This window comes from Kaistella polysaccharea, assembly GCF_020410745.1.
GTDB classification, from domain to species: domain Bacteria; phylum Bacteroidota; class Bacteroidia; order Flavobacteriales; family Weeksellaceae; genus Kaistella; species Kaistella polysaccharea.
Genome location: NZ_CP084528.1, coordinates 295,275 through 312,132 on the forward strand (window position 1 = coordinate 295,275; position 16,858 = coordinate 312,132).

Annotated in this window: 10 protein-coding genes and 1 tRNA gene; 6 read left to right on the top strand and 5 right to left on the bottom strand. The window is 35.6% G+C overall.

Annotated features, from left to right (window positions below):
* Positions 1 to 53 precede the first annotated feature (53 nt).
* Both dinB and LC814_RS01300 read left to right on the top strand, forming a co-directional pair.
* Positions 54 to 1,205: a DNA polymerase IV gene (gene dinB, locus LC814_RS01295; RefSeq protein ID WP_226064546.1), complete on the top strand. Its 1,152-nt coding sequence runs from the start codon at positions 54 to 56 to the stop codon at positions 1,203 to 1,205.
* Positions 1,206 to 1,567: 362 nt separating this feature from the next.
* A complete protein-coding gene (locus LC814_RS01300) occupies positions 1,568 to 4,627 on the top strand; it encodes a DNA polymerase III subunit alpha (protein ID WP_226064547.1) in 3,060 nt (1,019 codons plus the stop codon).
* 184 nt (positions 4,628 to 4,811) lie between these two features.
* Here LC814_RS01300 and LC814_RS01305 read toward each other — a convergent pair whose 3' ends face one another.
* Positions 4,812 to 5,648: a GLPGLI family protein gene (locus LC814_RS01305; protein ID WP_226064548.1), complete on the bottom strand. Its 837-nt coding sequence runs from the start codon at positions 5,646 to 5,648 to the stop codon at positions 4,812 to 4,814.
* A gap of 164 nt (positions 5,649 to 5,812) precedes the next feature.
* On the opposite strand from LC814_RS01305, the gene LC814_RS01310 reads away from it, so the two are divergent.
* Complete coding sequence (locus LC814_RS01310) at positions 5,813 to 6,829, top strand: M28 family metallopeptidase (RefSeq protein ID WP_226064549.1); 1,017 nt, start codon at positions 5,813 to 5,815, stop codon at positions 6,827 to 6,829.
* Between the two features lie 82 nt (positions 6,830 to 6,911).
* Here the strand turns inward: LC814_RS01310 and LC814_RS01315 are convergent.
* The 4 genes from LC814_RS01315 to uvrA all read right to left on the bottom strand — a co-directional run bounded on the left by LC814_RS01315 (position 6,912) and on the right by uvrA (position 12,615).
* A tRNA-Arg gene (locus tag LC814_RS01315) sits at positions 6,912 to 6,983 on the bottom strand.
* A 24-nt stretch (positions 6,984 to 7,007) separates the two neighbouring features.
* The gene (locus LC814_RS01320; RefSeq protein WP_226064550.1) at positions 7,008 to 8,489 is read right to left on the bottom strand and encodes a cryptochrome/photolyase family protein; all 1,482 of its coding nucleotides are present in this window, start codon (positions 8,487 to 8,489) and stop codon (positions 7,008 to 7,010) included.
* A 15-nt stretch (positions 8,490 to 8,504) separates the two neighbouring features.
* Entirely contained in the window at positions 8,505 to 9,608 is a 1,104-nt protein-coding gene (locus LC814_RS01325) for an FAD-binding domain-containing protein (RefSeq protein ID WP_226064551.1), read from the bottom strand.
* 223 nt (positions 9,609 to 9,831) lie between these two features.
* The gene (gene uvrA, locus LC814_RS01330) at positions 9,832 to 12,615 is read right to left on the bottom strand and encodes an excinuclease ABC subunit UvrA (RefSeq protein ID WP_226064552.1); all 2,784 of its coding nucleotides are present in this window, start codon (positions 12,613 to 12,615) and stop codon (positions 9,832 to 9,834) included.
* 371 nt (positions 12,616 to 12,986) lie between these two features.
* Here uvrA and LC814_RS01335 point away from each other — a divergent pair, with 371 nt between their 5' ends.
* The 3 genes from LC814_RS01335 to dnaN all read left to right on the top strand — a co-directional run bounded on the left by LC814_RS01335 (position 12,987) and on the right by dnaN (position 16,790).
* Positions 12,987 to 14,795 (top strand): TonB-dependent receptor plug domain-containing protein, encoded by a 1,809-nt coding sequence (locus LC814_RS01335; protein ID WP_226064553.1) that lies wholly within the window; start codon positions 12,987 to 12,989, stop codon positions 14,793 to 14,795.
* A gap of 47 nt (positions 14,796 to 14,842) precedes the next feature.
* On the top strand, positions 14,843 to 15,559 hold the full coding sequence (locus LC814_RS01340; protein ID WP_226064554.1) for a DUF2490 domain-containing protein: 717 nt from the start codon (positions 14,843 to 14,845) through the stop codon (positions 15,557 to 15,559).
* Between the two features lie 100 nt (positions 15,560 to 15,659).
* Positions 15,660 to 16,790, top strand: a complete 1,131-nt coding sequence (dnaN, locus tag LC814_RS01345; RefSeq protein ID WP_226064555.1) for a DNA polymerase III subunit beta — start codon at positions 15,660 to 15,662, stop codon at positions 16,788 to 16,790.
* The last annotated feature ends 68 nt before the right edge of the window (positions 16,791 to 16,858 follow it).

Genomic DNA, 16,858 nt, shown 5'->3' on the forward strand with positions numbered 1-16,858 from the left:
TTATAGCAACAAATATACAAATATTTGTTATAAATCATACTAAGTTTGTACCCATGAATCGAGCAATTGCACATATGGATTTAGACACTTTTTTTGTGTCTTGTGAAAGGTTACAGGAATCAAAACTCGAAGGTATTCCTATAATCATTGGCGGTGGTGATCGTGGAGTAGTGGCATCGTGTTCCTATGAAGCACGTCGTTTTGGAGTACGATCAGCGATGCCGATTAAAATGGCTTTAAGGTTATGTCCAGAAGCTAAAGTAATCCGTGGTGATTACGAACGGTATTCAAAATTATCAAAAGAAGTTACCGAAATTATTCAGGAAAAAGTTCCCGTTTTAGAAAAAGCCAGCATCGATGAATTTTATATGGATTTATCCGGCATGGATCAGTTTTTTGGGTGTTATCAATGGACCAAGGAAATTGCAGAATCGGTCACTCAAAATACGGGTTTACCCATCAGTTTTGCTTTATCCACGAATAAGACGGTTTCTAAAATTGGAACGGGAGAATCTAAACCCGTCGGAAGATTAGATATTCCGGCTCAAAATATAAAGCCATTCCTCAATCCTTTATCCGTTCGAAAAATCCCAATGGTTGGCGATGTTACTTTTCAATTGCTTTCCCGCGTTGGAATCCGGACCATTCAAACTTTAGCAGATATGCCCGTTTTGGTTTTGCAGCAAATGATTGGTAAAAATGGTAGCGAACTGTGGAAAAAAGCCAATGGAATTGATTTGACTCCAGTCATTCCGTATGCTGAAAGAAAATCCCTCTCCAGCGAACATACTTTCACGAATGACACCATGGATATTTTCGAATTAAAAAGATTGATTTCAGGAATGGCAGAATCTCTCGCTTATCAGTTAAGACAAGAAAAGTGGCTGACTTCCACCGTGGTTTTAAAAATCCGATATGCTAATTTTGATACGGAAACGAAACAGTGTAAAATCTCTTATACTTCTATTGATCATACTTTAGCCAGAGTCGCTTTGGATTTATTTGAAAAATTATACACCCGAAGAATGAGGTTACGTTTAGTGGGTTTGCGGTTTACCAATCTCGTTCACGGAACGTATCAGATGAATTTATTTGAAGACAGTGAACAGCTCATCAATCTCTATCAAGCCATGGATCGCATGAAAAACCGTTTCGGCAAAAATGCTTTAGGAAGAGCGTCTGGATTTGACTTGGTTGCTGTTTAACCACAAAAGTCACAAAAGTTTTTTCTGTATAAGTTTTTCAAAAGATCAAAAAAGTGTTGCGTATTTTAATTTCCAAAAATCTATTAGTTAAAAATCTCTTTTTTTGACTTAGGAAACGGAAGCGTTAAGAAAATTGAAGTTAAATACGTTAAAAAATCCCCACTGTTTGAGCGCGCAAAAATATTGATTCGAAGACAAATCTCATATCGCGCGAGTTTTGGGAATTTTAGTATTTAACTTCAATTTTTAAGGTGAGTTTCCAGTCTTGAACTTTTGGTTCTTTTGTTTCAAGACAAAAGAATGAAGAAGAATATTTTCAAATTTTAGTTTAATCAATTTTCTCGAGCTCTTAAGCCAAAAAAATGTTTCTCAATTCCCACACTTTCCACAGCCTTCGTTACGGCACTTTATCAGTTGAAGAACTGGTGAAGCAAGCTGTCGATTCCGGTGCGAAAGAATTGGTTTTGACTGATATAAATACCGTAACAGCGATTTATGATTTTAAAAAAGAATGTGAAAAGTTCGATATTAAACCTATTGTTGGCGTAGAGGTCCGAAAGGAAAATCAACTCCTCTATATTACCATCGCAAAAGACGAAACCGGAATTGCAGAGATCAACAGGTTGCTCACGAATCATAATTGTGACGGCGCAGAACTTCCGCAAGTTTCTCCAAATTTTCAAAAAGTGTTTGTCATTTATCCGCTTCAAAATATTCCCGAAGTTTTAAAGGAAAATGAATTTATCGGAGTTCGCGCAGAAGAATTAAATCTTTTAATTCGTCCAGAGTGGAAACCATTTTTAGACAAAATGGTCGTGTTGCACCCCATTACTTTTAAGACAAAAAAGGAATCTAATCTTCATAAAATTTTACGTGCGATTGATCAAAATACATTGATTTCGAAATTGTTAAAAAATGATTGTTGTTCGCCTCAGGAAGTTTTTCAATCAGTGGAAATTATTGCAGAACAATTTAAAAATCACCCGAAAATCATTGAAAATACCCAATTTATTTTGGATGAATGTTCCTTTAATTTTGATTTTAAGACGCCAAAAAATAAAATCCATTTTACCCGAAATAAAAAAAACGACGATGCGCTTTTAAGAAAATTCGCGTATGATGGATTGGAAAAAAGATATCCGGAAAAATCTAAAATCGTTCTTGACCGTATTGAAAAAGAATTGAAAGTTATTACGGAAATGAATTTTTCGGGCTATTTTCTCATCACTTTGGATATTGTGAAATACAGTGTCAGTCGAGGTTTTCTACATGTCGGACGGGGAAGTGGCGCAAACAGTATCGTGAGTTATTTGCTCGGAATTACGGAAATTTGTCCCATCGAACTCAATCTTTATTTTGAGCGTTTCCTCAATAAAAACCGAAATAATCCACCTGATTTTGATATTGACTGGAGTTGGCGCGAACGTGACGAAATTCTGAAATATATTTTTGAACGTTACGGAAAAGAACACGTTGCTTTTTGCGGAACAAATGTCGAGTTTAAATACCGTTCGATTTTTCGGGAAGTGGGAAAAGCGTTTGGTTTGCCGAAAGAAGAACTCGATGTTTTGGCGAAAAACCCTATGGAAACTCATGATGAAAATAAAGTCGTCAAACTCGTGCAGAAATACGGAATGTTGCTAGAAAAATTCCCGAATCAACGCAGCATGCATTCTTGTGGAATTATTATTTCTCAGGAACCGATCACCAATTATACTGCTTTGGAAATGCCACCAAAAGGTTTTCCTATCGTGCAATTTGACATGAATGTTGCGGAAGATATCGGTTTTGAAAAATTCGATATTCTTTCTCAGCGCGGTTTAGGAACCATTAAAGATACTTTGGATCTCGTGAAGAGAAATCAGGGAATTTCCATCGATATCCAGAATACGACGCTTTTTAAAAATGATAAAAACTGCAATGATTATTTAAGCATCGGAAAAACCATTGGGTGTTTTTATATTGAAAGTCCCGCGATGAGAGGTTTGCTTCGGCGTTTGAAATGTGAAGATTACAAAACTCTGGTTGCGGCTTCTTCGATTATTCGTCCGGGAGTGGCGAAAAGTGGCATGATGAAGGAATATATTTTTCGACATAATAATCCCACGAAGTTTGAATATTTCCACGATGTTTTTAAAGAGCAACTCGGTGAAACGTATGGAATTATGGTCTATCAGGAAGATGTGATTAAAATTGCGCTACATTTTGGCGGTGTTTCTGCAGATGATGGCGATGTTTTGCGACGCGCAATGAGCGGAAAAAGTCGGTCGATTCAAAAATTGCAGGAAGTTCGCGACAATTTCTTCAATTCCTGTGCGAAAAAAGGTCATCCAGAACAATTATCCAAAGAAGTGTATCGCCAAATTGAATCGTTTGCGGGTTATTCTTTTTGTAAGGCTCACTCGGCATCTTATGCCGTAGAAAGTTACCAGAGTTTATATTTAAAGGTGTATTATCCCATTGAGTTTATGGTTTCGGCCATCAATAATGGAGGCGGTTTTTACCGAACCGAAGTGTACGTTCACGAGTGCAGAATGGCGGGTGGAAAAATTCATAATCCGTGTGTGAATCGAAGTTTATTTGAAACCACGGTTTATGGTGAAGATGTTTTTTTAGGCTTCATGCATATCGAAAAGTTAGAAAGCAGAATCGCGAATTTTATCCCAGAAGAGAGAAAAAAAAATGGAGATTATTTTTCCTTAGAAAACTTTATCAAACGCGTTCCAGTAGGAATTGAAACTTTGCAAACCTTAATTTTTGTGGGTGCTTTTCGTTTTACGGGAAAACCTAAAAATGAACTCTTGATTGAAGCCAGATTATTGATGATTCATTTCAAACCGGAATATCGGTTACCGACTTTTTTTGAAACGCCCGTTCAGGAATATGAACTTCCGGTATTAAACAGAAACCGGTTTGAAGATGCTTTTGATGAAATAGAAATTCTCGGATTTTCCGTTTCCTGCAGTCCGTTTGATTTATTACAAACTAAATATCGCGGTATCATCATGGCGAGACATTTACCGCAACATCATAAACGACAGGTACGAATGTTGGCCTATTTAATTTCCCGAAAACACGTTCCGACCAAGAAAGGAACTATGTTTTTCGGAACCTGGATCGATCAAGAAGGAAACTTTTTCGACACGGCGCATTTTCCAGATAATTTGCAAAAATATCCTTTTCAGGGTGGCGGTTGTTATTTGCTATTGGGAATGGTTGAAGTTGATTTTCATTTCCCCACAATCACGATTTTCAAGATGGCAAAAATGCCTTTTATTCCCGATCCAAGATATGCCGAAGATCAGCAGAAAAGTTATGAAGTCCACAAAAAAATCAATGAAGATGTAAGCATGACGACGAGAAATCCTTATCCGCAGGAACATGAAATTGGTTTGCCCCGGAATAAAATGGTGCTGAAATAAATTTTGAAGCTGAGGGTTTTTAAACGCAAAAACGCAAAGAAATTGGGCAAAAATGCTTTTGAGATTATGGACGCAATGGCATTTCACTTAGAAAAGATCGTTTCTAATTTTTTTTAAAAGTTAATTTTCACCAATCTCAATGAGTTTATAAAATATTGAAATTTGCATCTCGCTGTATCCATTTTCAATTTTGGTAATTGGGCTCTTTGTTTTTTTCAATGGGATTATTATTTCTCAAAATTTCTTCCTGAATTATTTTTCGAAGCTCATCCAGATCTTGCACGGTTTTTATTTCTCTGTCATACGCACTGAAAGAGTAATCTTCACCTTTCGCCAACTTATTTCTAATTTCAGAATACGGATTGTGAAAAGCATTTAAGAGCAGTTTTTGATATTTATTAAAGGTTATTGGTAGGGCTTTCTTACCAAAATTTGTTTCTAAAAATCTTTCTGTATTTGTACTTTCAAATACTTTTTTTATCTCGATTAAATTAAAACTAAAGTAGTGTTGTTCATCTTCGATCTGAAAAATTAATCCCGGTAAACCGTGAAATTTATAAGGACCTTCATTGATCGGAATATCTTTTGAAAACCAGGCGATCCATTTTCTTCCACCAAAGTTTGTAGTGGCTTTTTGCAAAATGAAATTTTTATAACTCTTAAGGTCTGGTAAAATTTTCCATTGTAGAATATCTGTAGATTCATAATTGAAATAATCGGTGTCAACAGAAACAAAATTTGAATTTTTGAAACTGTTCACTTTTCTTTTCAACATGATACTTTTTGAAAATGAAATGCTTCCTGCAGAATTTTTGGTTGCTTTCTGAACCGAATCTAATTCGTATAATTCCTGATAATAAAATTTCGCAGTTTCCCCATCAGTATCCAAATGTAAAATATTGGTAAAGCTGTTCTTCGAAATCGTATCTCGCACGAATTTAAACTCATACACAAACCTATTAAATTGAGCATTTATGATTGTAAAAGCAGTAAAAAAACCTAATAAAATTATCTTTTTCATTTCTCTTAAAATACTTGATGGATTTTGTAAGGCTTATTAACATCCACAATAATTATTTCCTTATTTGTAAATATAATTAAAAACACAGAATGAAAATTGATTTCTTGCTAGGAAAAAATTGATTTAAAAATTAAACATATATTTAGACTTCAAAAAATAAACGAATGAAAAACTCTAAGTATTTTTTACTTCCGCTGGCTTTTGCACTTTTGCAAAGTTGTGCCGCCAATCTTTCTTATTCGGGCTCACCGTTTAAAAAGTCAATGGAATCAATAACTTCGGATGAATTAAAAACGCATCTCTATATAGTTGCAGGCGACGAAATGGAAGGAAGAGACACCGGAAGTGAAGGTCAGAAAAAAGCGGGTCGTTACCTCATCGAACAGTACGAAAAAATGGGAGTTTCTCACCCAAAAGCGATGACTTCTTATTACCAGACGATTCCATCGGAATCATTAAAAGGGAGACGAGGCAATTTACCCCAATCTGAAAACATTTTAGCATTTATAGAAGGTACAGAAAAACCCAATGAAGTGATCGTGGTTTCCGCGCATTATGACCATGTCGGAATGAAAGATGGTGAAATTTATAATGGTGCCGATGACGACGGAAGCGGAACGGTCGCCCTTTTAGAAATGGCAGAGGCTTTCCAAATGGCGAAAAAAGATGGAAATGGTCCAAGACGGTCTATTTTATTTTTGCATGTTACTGGTGAAGAGCACGGACTTTTAGGTTCAAAATATTATGCGGATAATCCTATTTTTCCAATGGCAAATACCGTAGCGGATTTGAATATCGATATGATTGGCAGATGCGATGCGGCAAACTGCGGAAAAGATTATGTATATGTTATTGGTTCAGAAATGTTGAGTTCAGAACTCAAAAAAATTAATGAGCATGCCAATAACGAAACCGTTAAGCTGGAATTGAATTACAAATACGATGATCCAAACGATAAGGACAGACTTTATTACAGATCAGATCATTACAACTTCGCAAAAAACGGAATTCCGGTTGCGTTTTTCTTTGATGGAATTCACGAAGATTATCACAAACCAACCGATACGCCAGATAAAATCGATTACGTTGCTTTAAAAAAACGTACACAATTGGTATTCGCAACGGCGTGGGAACTGGCAAATAGAAAAGATCGAATTGTAGTTGATAAAACAGTGAAATAATACAATTTTTTATTTTGCAATTATTAAAAAGAATCAAGTTAAACCTTGGTTCTTTTTACTTTTACCTGATTCTTTACTATCGTAGCTTCACCGGGAATCGAACCCGGATCTAAAGTTTAGGAAACTTTTGTTCTATCCGTTGAACTATGAAGCTGAAATTAAAATTTTGTAAATTTTATTATTGATCTAAATTATTTAAAAAATCATTGGCATTTTTCAAGTGTTTGTCTTTCTTTTCAGCATCCATTTTTTGTAAAGAATAATACATCATCGATACTCGTGGATTTGTTTTAAAGAATTCTTTTTGCGTATCAACGAATCGCCAAAACAAACCATCCCAAATTTTTTCCCAGTCACCACCTTCATAATCACTCATTTTTTTGATATAGTTGGAGCCACTGAGATAAGGTTTCGTAGCAAATGTTCCCCCATCTGCAAACTGACTCATACCATAAATATTCGGTACCATCACCCAATCGTAGGCATCGATGAACAGTTCCATAAACCAGCGATAAACGTCGTTGGGATCAAACTCGCAAAGCAACATGAAATTTCCCACGATCATCAACCGTTCGATATGGTGACAGTAGGCGTTTTTTAAAACCTTTTTGATGGTCTCGTCGATTGGTGTAATTCCAGTAGTTCCATCGTAAAAACTTTTCGGAATTTTTCGCTTGAAATTGAAGAAGTTTTGCGTGCGCGAAAATTGACCTTTATGCAAATACATTCCGTGCATAAATTCCCGCCAACCGATAATCTGGCGAACAAAACCTTCCACAGAATTAAGCGGGATTTTATTTTTTGTCGCGAATTTTAAAGTCTGATTAATAACGTCGATCGGTTGTAAAAGTCCAGAATTAAGCAACGGCGAAAGAATGCTGTGATTAAGATGGGCTTCTTTTTTAACAATCGCATCTTCATAAATTCCAAAATCGTGAAACCGATAATCGAAAAATTGATCGAGCCAGTCTTGTGCCTCTTTATGCGTAATCGGGTACAGTGGATTGGTGGGAAGTTCGCCTGGATTATTTTTAAAGTAGGTTTCTGTATAATCGATAGCTTCTTTCCAAAAGTCTGAATTTTCGGGAAAGTGAATTGGCGGCGGCGTTTTGGCTTTCGGATATTTCTTACGGTTTTCAGAATCGAACGTCCATTTTTCTCCTTCTGGTTTTCCGTCCTTCGTCATTAAAATGTTTAGACGAATTCGTTCCTGTTTGTAAAAAGCAGTTTGAAAATAGAATTTTTTATTCGGATCAAAGAAGTCAGCGAGATCATTTTTACTATTGATGAATTGAGGTGAATCGAGAATATTGAGTTTAATATTTTCGCAAACTTTTTTCAATCTTCTTTCCAACCAATCGTCGGTCGGATTAACGACATTAATTTCAGCAATGTTCTTTTTTTTAATCTCACTTGTAAAATTTCTGATATCTGCCAAATCGCTAGCACTTTCAATATAGGTTACTTTTCGTCTATTTTCTTTAAGATAAGATTCAAAAGATTTCATCGAAGCGCGATGGAATGCTAATTTCTGCTTGTGAAATTTGAATTCTTTAAAAAATAAATGCTCCTCGATCAAATAAAAATCGCCCTCATTTTTTAACAAAGTATTATTTTCAAAGAGTTGATTGGGAAATATTAAATTAACTGTTATCGACATAAATAACTTTGATTTTTATCGCATTTCAAATTCTTGTTGCAAATCTTTTTTAATCTTCTTCCAATAGCTAAAAAAAGACTTAAAATCTCCGTCCAGGTTTGAAAGTACGGAACGCTTTTCTATAATTCCCTCAAAATGAGAATTGGTTGGATGTTCTTTAAACGTTATATTTTTTGTTGAAATTATTTGATTTAACACTGAAAATTCTCCAACGTAAATTTTTAAACCGCGAATATTTTTAGACAATTCTACAGCGAAATTGAGCACTTTTTTGGTGACAGGATATTTTTCAAATAAAGAAGGTTCCAGTAAAAATACTCTTTGGAAATCTTCACTTTGGTGCCAAGTCGGATCTAAATTATAGTAGGTATAAATTAATGTTTTTTCGTCAACCAACTTTGGAATTTCAAAACCTGTGAGATCTGTTTGGAGCGAAAAGTTCTCTGTTTCTCTTAAAATATCTGGAGTTTTCAAACTTTCAAAGTCAGAATAATCGACATCTAAAAAAGTGTTCTTTTGAGTTCCGCCAAAATATTTATTCAGGTTGTCCTGATTGGCAAAATATTTTTTAGTGGAGAAACTTCCGGCGATCCATTGCCAGCTGAGATGGTTGCTCGCCAAATCACCGTCCAACAAATTACTGTAAAGCCATTTCGCGGGTTCGGACCAATGACAATGCGCAATATTACAACAAACTGTAGCCAGATACATTCGCAGATGATTATGAAGATAACTTGTTTCGTACAGTGTTTTCACCGCATCATCTAAGATCTGAATTCCAGTTTTGCCCTTTAAAATTGCGGTGGGAATTTCATGATTTTCAACATTTTCTTGGCGTTGTTTGAGATTAGAAAATATTTGATCGCCTTTTTCTTTCCAGACATTTTGAAAAAAGTCGCGCCAGGCTAACTCCTGAACCAAGCGTTCTACTTGAAGCCAGTTCAAATCTAAAGTTTTCAAATGATTGAAAACTTCTCGCGTAGAAATCACGCCTCTAGAAATATAAGGACTTAATTTAGTTACGGCTCCATCTCCAAAATTTCTGGTTGAACCATATTTTATCGGATCGATGACAGTGATTCTGTTTTTGATCAATTTAAAGTCAGTGGGAAATTCCATAGGAACTATTTTTAGCGGAAATGGAACAACGATTTCGGAAGTAGAAATTTAAGAAAAATTATTAAGTTGATAGGATATTAATCAAAAAAGCCAACTTCCAAAAGTTGACTTTAATTTTATTACAAATATTTTATATTTCCAACTTCCAACTTCCAACTTCCGACTTCCGACTTCCGACTTCCGACCTCCAACTTCCGACCTCCAACTTCTGCCTTCCAACTTCTTACAACTTCTCAATCAAATATTTTCCGGTATAAGATTTCTCGTTTTTCACAAGTTCTTCCGGAGTTCCTGCGAAAACGATTTCGCCGCCATGTTTTCCGGCACCTGGCCCGATATCGATGATATAATCGGCAGTTTTAATAATGTCCGGTTGATGTTCAATTACAATTACAGAATGTCCGAGTTCTATCAATGCCTGCAGGGATTTCAGCAATTTATTTATATCGTGAAAGTGAAGTCCAGTCGACGGTTCATCGAAAATAAACAATGACTTATCGGTAGTAACTCCTTTCACTAAAAACGAGGCCAACTTAACCCTTTGCGCTTCTCCGCCGGAAAGGGTAGAGGAACTTTGACCCAACTGAAGATATCCCAACCCAACTTCCTGTAAAGGTTTTAATTTGGTGACGATTTTATTTTGGTCATTATCTTTAAAAAACGCCAAAGCTTCGTCCACCGTCATGTGCAGAATATCTGAAATATTTTTTTCGTCAAATTTAATTTCCAGGATTTCATTTTTAAATCTCGTGCCGTGACAAGTTTCACATTCCAAATCAATATCTGCCATAAACTGCATTGAAACTGTAATTACACCTTCACCTTTGCAATCTTCACATCGTCCACCATCTACATTAAAAGAAAAATGTTTGGGCATTAAACCCTGCATTTTTGCCAGTTTCTGTTTCGAATATAAATCCCGAATATCATCGTAGGCTTTCAAATAAGTAACCGGATTTGAGCGTGATGATTTTCCAATGGGATTCTGATCGATGAGTTCTATATTTTTAATGAGTTTTGTGGGGAAATCTACCGAATCGTAATCTCCTTTTTTACCGCCCATTCCCAACTGAATTTGAATATCAGTAGTCAGAATTTCTTTCATTAAAGTTGATTTACCGCTACCCGAAACACCAGTAATTACGACCAAACATTCCAGTGGAATATCAACATCTATATTTTTCAGGTTATTCTGGCGGGCTCCTTTAATGTGAATCCACTCTTTTGGTTTGCGACGTTTTTCCGGAACTTTAATTTCCAATTTTCCGGTAAGATATTTTGATGTTAAGGTATCGGCATTTTCCAGCTCAGAAAAATCACCTGCAAATACGAGTTCTCCTCCTAAATAGCCGGCTTCGGGGCCGATGTCAATAATATAATCTGCAGCTTTCATGACGTCTTCATCGTGTTCTACGACAATTACCGTATTTCCTAAATCTCGTAAACTTTTTAAAACTTGAATTAAATTTTCGGTATCTCGGGAATGCAAACCTATCGAAGGTTCATCTAAAATATAAATCGATCCAACCAGCGAACTTCCAAGGGAAGTCGCTAAATTAATTCGTTGACTTTCCCCACCTGAAAGCGTGTTGGAGGTTCTGTTAATGGTCAGATATCCCAAACCAACTTTATCCAGAAACTCTAAACGAGTCGTGATTTCGTAGAGCAGCCGTTTTGCAATTTCAGCATCGTGTTTATTAAGTTTTAATGATTTTATTAAAGGTAAGAATTCATCCAAAGGCAGATCGATCACAGATTGAATATTATGACCATCGATTTTTACCCATTTTGTTTCTTCCCGAAGACGTAAACCTTCACATGTCGGGCAAAGTGTTTTCCCGCGGTATCGAGAAATCATCACTCGATATTGAATTTTATAAAGGTTTTCCTCCAGCATTTTGAAGAAATTATTAATGCAGGGGAAACTTCGTGTATTATCGCCTTTCCATAAAAAATTCTTTTGCTCTTTTGTCAGCTGATGATACGGTTTATGAACAGGGAAATCCTTGGCAGATTTGATGAAATTACGTTTCCATTCGCTCATGCTTTCCCCTTTCCAGCAGGCAACAGCTTCTTCGAAAACGGATAGGTTTTTATTGGGAATCACCAAGTCTTCATCAATTCCGATCACTTTTCCGTAGCCTTCACATTCGGGACAAGCGCCGTAAGGATTATTAAAACTAAAAAAATGAACATTAGGTTCCATAAATTCAATTCCGTCGAGTTCAAATTTATTAGAAAATTCGGTGATTTTTCCGGTTTCAATATTTTTCAAAGAACAGTAGCCGTGACCTTCATAAAACGCCATTTGTATAGAATCTGCCAATCTTTGAAGAAAACTTTCATCATCTTGATAACTGAATCGATCGATGACCAGTTGAATTTCCATGTCTTTTTCCGGCACAAAACCGAAACTTTCTAAATCTTCAATTCCGGCAACATTTCCGTTAACTTCTAATCTGGTAAAACCAGAAAGTTTTAAAGTATTGACTTGCTCGGTGAATTTTTCGACTTCAAATTTTAAAGGCGTTCGCAAAAGAAAAGTTTGGTTTTCATTTTTCTGAATGAAATTGATAACGTCGGTTACTGAATCCTTTTTGACTTCATTTCCCGAAACGGGCGAAAAAGTTCGTCCAACACGAGCAAATAGTAATTTTAAGTAATCATAAACTTCTGTAGAAGTCCCTACAGTAGATCGTGGATTGCTGGAAATTACTTTTTGTTGAATAGCAATTGAGGGCGCTAAACCTTTAATATCATCTACTTTCGGTTTCTCTAATTTACCCAGAAACTGGCGCGCGTAGGAGCTTAAACTTTCTACGTAGCGGCGCTGTCCTTCGGCATAAATGGTATCGAAAGCCAGAGACGATTTCCCACTCCCGGAAACTCCCGTGATGACCACGAGTTTGTTTTTAGGAATCAGAACGTCAATGTGTTTCAGATTATTAAGGTGCGCGTTCTTTACGAACAGTTGTTTTTTTATATCGATATCTGCAGGTGCAATCATGTCTTGAATTAAGGCTTACAAAATTACGGATTTTTTGAGAGAAAATTTCTGCAGGAGATTTGGTCATTTAATTTTTTTTTGCAACCTTTGCTTAACAAATAAAGTAATACTATCATGAGAAGAATTTTGAATGATCTGATTACACATTTGATGAAAAAAAGATAAGGTTAACAAACTAAAAGATGCAATGCCAGCGCGTTGCATTTTTTTGTGCAAAAAAGTTAAAATATAATTGATAAAATACTTGTTTAATTATGTTTTTGTGAAATATATTTGCCCTCGAAAAATTTGATGAAGTACTGCTGATAAACATAAATCGTACTTTTCTCTAATTTTTGATTTTGAAAAAATAACGGCAATAAAATTTCTAAATGAAAAAACTCACTACAAGTCTTTTGGTTTTTGCGACAATGATTCATTTCTCAGCGCAGGAAAAAGAAAGTAACATCGCAGAAGTTACTGTTCAAGGCAAATTTCTAGAACTTCCGATTACGAAAGTCAATGAAAATATCACTGTAATTTCTAAAGCTGAAATAAGTGCTTCGCCCGCAAAAAGCGTTGAAGAACTTTTAGCAACCGTCACTGGATTTGATATTCGCCGCCGAGGCGGAAATGGCGTACAGGCTGATATTTCTTTGCGTGGAAGTACTTTTGAGCAAGTTTTGATTTTGGTAAATGGTGTGCGAATCAATGACTCCCAAACAGGCCATAATTCAATGAGTCTTCCTTTTGATCTTTCAGCGGTTGAGAAAATCGAAATTATAAAAGGTCCTGCTGCAAGGCGCTTCGGCCAAAATGCGTACGCAGGCGTTGTAAATATTATCACGAAACCGAGTGCTGAAGATGTAATTAATATTTCTGGAAGTGGCGGTGATTTCGAAACTTACAATTTAGGTTTAAGTGCGCAGTTCGGAACTGAAAAATTTTCTAACTTTTTTCAGGCAAATACTTCTTCCTCCGAAGGTTATCGCTACAATACCGATTATAAGATTAATAATATTTTTTACCAAAATCAGTTTCAGATTGCCGAAGGAAAACTGAAATTTCAGGCGGGATTTCAGGAAAAAAAGTTTGGTGCAAACGGATTCTACTCGTCGCCTGCAGCAACTGAACAATATGAAGAAACGCAAGCTTCACTTGTAAGTCTTGGATTTGAAAAAAAGTACAATCGAATTAATTTAAATTCAAATTTATACTGGCGTAGAGGGCAAGATCTTTATCTTTTCAATCGGGAGAAACCAGAAATTTACCGGAATATGCATATCGGAAATAATGTTGGGGCTGAACTTAATGGTTCATTTTCTTCAAATCTTGGAACGACAGGTTTGGGCGTTGAATTTCGAAAGGAATTTTTGGCGAGTAATAATTTGGGACACCGCGAACGATTTTTAACGCAGGTTTTTTTCGAACATCATTTTTCTTTACTTCAAAATAAATTACAGATTTCACCTGGGATCTCTTGGGCAAATTATGACAACGTGGGCGATTTTTTCTATCCCGGTTTAGATATCGGATTTGATTTTAATGAAAATCACAAGATTTATGGAAATATCGCAAAAGTTAACCGAATTCCTTCCTTCACCGACTTGTATTATGTAAGTAAGACTGAAAGAGGAAATCCAGATTTAAAACCCGAAAATGCGCTTTCTTCAGAAATTGGCTATCGTTTTCAGAAAAATAATTTCCTTGGAAAAGTAAGTGTTTTTAACCGAAATTCTGAAAATTCAATAGATTGGGTAAAAGAAAATGCGAATGATATTTGGCGAGCAGAAAATATTGGTGAAATTACCACAAATGGGTTGGAAGTAGAAGTGAGTCAGAGATTTAATGCCTTCATTTCTTCTTATTCATTAGGTTACACTTTTATTGATAGTAAAGCCAAAGAGCCGCAGAACTTAATTTCAAGATACGTCATGGAAAATCTGAAACACCAATTCGTGGCAAAGGTAGAAAACCGGTTTCTAGGAAAATTTACGAACCAATTAATTTATAGATATAACGAAAGGGTTACAACGGGAAGTTATCAGGTGCTGGATGAGAAATTGAGTTATGACTATAAAAATTTAAATCTTTACGTTTTGGTAAATAATATCACCAATACAAAGTACACGGAAACGTTTGGTGTGCCGATGCCCAGTCGATGGTTTCATATTGGATTCACCTATAAAATCGGCCTTTAGCTAAAATTAAATTTATTAATTTTGCACGCACAAAATTTAATTTCCCAATGTTAAAAAGGATTTTCATTCTTATAGGTTTTTTATTTCTACTGAAAGTTTCTGCCCAGAAGGAAAATCTCTCCAGTTACAATGTCATCACCATTGAATATAAAATTAATCCAAAATGGTTCGTATATGGTGAAGGGCAACTTCGTGGAATATCTGATTTCGCCTATCCTGATTATTATGAATTAAAAGGTGGTTTAGGATATAAAATCACTCCGAATCACAAACCATTAATTGGAATAGGACGCTATGTAAATTATCAAAATCACTCTTTAGAAAAAGAAGAATTTCGCGTTTGGCTGCAAGATGTTTATGCTTTAAGATCCGGGCGCTTCAAATTTGAAAATAGAGTAAGAGCGGAGAAAAGTTGGTTTTATTCCCCAAAAACGGATGAGCATTCGGATCGCATTCGTTTGCGTTATCGTTTAAATATTTCTGCACCGTTAAATTCAGAAAAAGTAGAACCTGGAACAATATCTGCCAATATTTATGATGAAGTTTTCTTTATTACAACTTATGATCCCTTGTTTGCAAGGAACCGGGTTTTCGGGGGTTTTAGTTACCAAATCGATCCCATTTTTTCAATAAGTACAGGATACCTTTGGCAAAGAGAATTTGCGCAAAAAGGTAATAAAAATTTACATTTCCTTTACCTCGGATTATCAGTAAATATCGATCCAGCAGCAAATGATAAAAATGAGATTTCCCTTCCGAAATAATGTTAGTAACTTTTTGTGACTTCTACTTTTTAGACGCCGGAATATTGCATTTTTCGGGCTTTAATTTATATATTTGTGAAATTAATAATAATTGAGTTTTATGAAATTTATTGTTTCCAGTAGTGAATTGCAAAAAGCCTTGCAAACCGTAAGCGGAGTTATTTCTAACTCGCAGTCACGGCCCATTCTCGAGAACTTTTTATTTGAAATCGAAAAAGATATTCTTAAAGTTACGGCCTCAGATGGTGAGACAACTTTGATCACTTCACTAGAAGTAAAATCGGATGCTGAAGGTAAAATAGCTGTTCCCGCGAAAATATTTCAGGAATTTGTAAAAACCTACGGAGAGCAACCGCTTACTCTTTCAGTAAAAGATGCAGAAGACGGAAACGGTAAATTACTTGAGATTTTAGATGAGAAAGATAACTTCGCAGTAGCTTTAGACCACGCGGAAGATTATCCGGAAATTCCAGAATTTGATGCAGCACAGAAAGTGGTAATTTCTGCCGGAATTCTTTCTGAAGCTTTGAACAATACGCTATTCGCGACGAGCAATGATTCGCTAAGACCAGTAATGACAGGAGTTCTTTTCCAATTTAAGGAAGATGAAACTAACTTCGTTTCTACAGATTCACATCGTTTGGTCGTTTATAAAAGAACGGATCTGATCAATGCTGAGCCAGTAGAATTCATTATGCCGAAAAAGCCTTTATCCATTTTCAAAAGTATTTTGGCGTCTTCAAATGAAGATGTTTCAATTGAATTCAATGAGAATATGGCAAAATTTACCTTCGGAAATAATATTTGGATCTGTCGATTGATAGACGGAAAATATCCGAATTATTCTGCTGTAATTCCAAAAGAAAATCCAAATACATTAACAATAAACCGAAACCTTTTGTTGAGCTCCATCAGAAGAGCTTCCATTATGTCTAATAAATCGACAAACCAAGTTCGTTTTAAACTGTCGGGAAATATTTTACATCTTCATGCTGAAGATACCGAATTTGCAAACAAAGCAGACATGCAGATTCCTTGTGATTACAACGGTGAAGATATTAACATCGGTTTCAGCTCTAAATTTTTGACGGAAATGTTATCTGTTTTATCAGCAGATGATATTACGATGAAAATGTCGCAGCCGAACAGACCTGGAATTATTGAACCTGTTGATGGTCTTGAAAAAGAAGAAAAAATCTTGATGCTTTCAATGCCTGTCATTGGAATGTAAAACATCAAACTTTAAAGTTTTTAAAATAACCTAATTGAGATTCAATATTTTTTGAATCTCAATTTTTT